The organism is Azovibrio sp. (genome assembly GCF_049658005.1).
In the GTDB taxonomy this organism is placed as follows: Bacteria; Pseudomonadota; Gammaproteobacteria; order Burkholderiales; family Rhodocyclaceae; genus Azovibrio.
Window position 1 is genome coordinate 1 of the sequence record NZ_JBASOH010000067.1, and the last position, 2,339, is coordinate 2,339.

At 49.6% G+C, this 2,339-nt stretch carries 3 protein-coding genes; all 3 read right to left on the minus strand.

All coding sequences use genetic code 11. The annotated features are described in order from the left end of the window. Positions 1-750 (minus strand): RhuM family protein (gene rhuM / locus WBH99_RS07250; protein WP_424219440.1); only part of this gene is annotated, 750 nt, incomplete at its 3' end. Between the two features lie 29 nt (positions 751-779). Continuing rightward, complete coding sequence (locus WBH99_RS07255; RefSeq protein WP_424219441.1) at positions 780-1,796, minus strand: PDDEXK nuclease domain-containing protein; 1,017 nt, start codon at positions 1,794-1,796, stop codon at positions 780-782. A gap of 220 nt (positions 1,797-2,016) precedes the next feature. Beyond that, positions 2,017-2,339, minus strand: a 323-nt coding sequence (locus WBH99_RS07260) for a hypothetical protein (RefSeq protein ID WP_424219442.1), incomplete at its 5' end; no start/stop codon positions are given.

Genomic DNA, 2,339 nt, shown 5'->3' on the forward strand with positions numbered 1-2,339 from the left:
ATAATCAAGATACATGGTCACGATTTCGTTGAGGTCTTTGATTTCATCGGCATTCAAATAATTCTTGGCGATGGCCACATCCTGCTTGCGGACAATGGAACCCTGCCAGGAGGTGAGGCCCATATTCGGCAGTTTGGGATTGCTGCGGGATTCAATCAATTCGGCGGCGGTGTTGCCGGTGATCGCCCAGAGCATTTTGTTCTGGACCTTTTTGAAGAATACTTGGGCTTGTTCCGAGGTTTTTTCGTAATCAACCGCGGTGGTGTAAATATCCCGTATTTTCTGGTAAAAACGCTTTTCCGAGGCCCTGATATCCCGGATCCGCGCCAGCCACTCGTCAAAATAGTCCCAGGTATCGGCTTTTTTGAGCCGATCATCATCCATGGCAAAGCCTTTGATGATGTACTCTTTCAGAATACTGGTGGCCCATATTCTAAACTGGGTAGCCCGTTTGGAGTTGACCCGGTAGCCCACGGCGATGATGGCGTCGAGATTGTAGAACTCTTTATTGCGAGTAACCTGCCGCCCACCCTCGTTTTGAACAGTTTCCATTTTGGAAACAGTTGCTTCCCGGCTCAATTCCCCTTCTTCATAGATGTTGGCCAAGTGTTTGGATATGGCGGGAACATTGACGTCAAACAGTTCTGCCATGGCGGTCTGGGGCAACCAGATGGTTTCGTTCCGCAAAACAGTATCAATTTTGATATCGCCGTCAGGAGTGGTATAAAGGATTATTTGCGATTGGGTCATTAAGCCAGCTCCTTTTTCATTCCACGTTTCTATGTATCCTTACGTTCCATCAAGAGCCTTTGCTCCCGTTCCAATTCCACCACTAACTCTTCCTCGCTGGGTAAAACCAAGCGGTATTTGGAGGCAAAAAGCTGTTCGCTTCCCTTCAGGACGGAATATTTAACAACGGTTTCATCTTTTTGCGCGCAGAGGATCAAGCCGATGGAAGGATTATCGTCGGCTTGCTTTTTCAGATCGTCCAACATGCGGACATACATGTCCATCTGGCCGATATCCTGGTGGGTCAGTTCGGTGGTTTTAAGGTCGATCAGGACAAAGCACTTCAGTATGTAGTTATAGAACACAAGATCGATATAGAAGTGTTTGGTTTCCGTACTGATGCGGAATTGGCGGCCGACAAAGGAGAAACCTCGTCCCATCTCCAATAGAAATGATCGAAGATGGTCAACAATGGCGCTTTCGATGGATTGCTCCTTAGGCCAAGGGGCTTCCGGGAGATCCAGGAATTCCAGTACATAGGGATCTTTGATAAAGTCCCGCGGCTGCTCCTTTTCCACGTCGGTTGGGGCTAGTAATGCTTCATGTTTATCACGAGACGAAAGGAGACGTTCATACTGGAGGCTGTTGATGTTCCGTTCCAGCACCCGAGTGCTCCACCGCTGATCGGCAGATTCACGTATATAATAGTCGCGAGCCTCGGAATTTCCGACTCGCATGATCAAGCGGTAATGGGACCAGGTCAATTCTCTACGCAGTGCGTAGAGTTTTTCCTCTTGGGGCCATGTCAGGTAGAATTGGCGGAAGTTCCACAGATTGGCGTAAGAGAATCCTTTCCCAAGGTCCGAACTTAACTCTTTGGACAATTCCTTGATCAAGTACTCCCCGTAGCCTGCCCGCTCCCGGCCCTGCTGTTCTTGCTCGACAATGCGCCTGCCAATCTGCCAATAGGCTTCCACCATGGCAAAGTTGACAGCGGTATAGGCTTTCTGGCGAGCCTTGCTCAGGATTTCACGGATGGAGGAATAGAAATCGTCCAGTTCATTCATGTTTCTCTTCCTCCTTTTTCCTAGATGAACATTTTTTTTCTTCTCTATGGGAAATAAGCTCTATTCCGATAACAGATTCCAAATCGACGTATTCGAATATTTCAGGAAGCTCTGACATAGGATTAAAAGCGGGAAAGATCGAAAGGGCCAGCTCTGTACGCCGAACTGGCCCTTTGCCCTTACTCAACTGATGCTTTTTGCCTGTGCGAATGCACTAAAGCTATTTGCTGCCGCCGACTGCGACTTTCCAGTCAGCCTTAATCTTCGCGAGCAGCTCGGGATTGACGATGATATCGTATCCCGCGTTAGCCATTATATCAGCCGCGAGCACTGCGGATTGCCTTCCCATTGGAGTGAAGGTCGCGGCGACCATTTCCCTGGAATGTCCCGCTATCGGCTCCGTGGAGACGGGAAGTCCGAAAATAACGCAGGGGATACGCGAGGAAGCCGTTCCGAAATCAGTCGAGCCACTCGATCCGGCCATCGGATCGGGAGGCGGCATTTCCGTTATCCCCGCGGCCTTGCCCGTTTCTTGGATAAGGC

Excerpts from the sequence above, each read along its gene's own strand:
- WBH99_RS07255 (WP_424219441.1), bottom strand. The coding sequence starts at position 1,796 with ATGAATGAACTGGACGATTTCTATTCCTCCATCCGTGAAATCCTGAGC.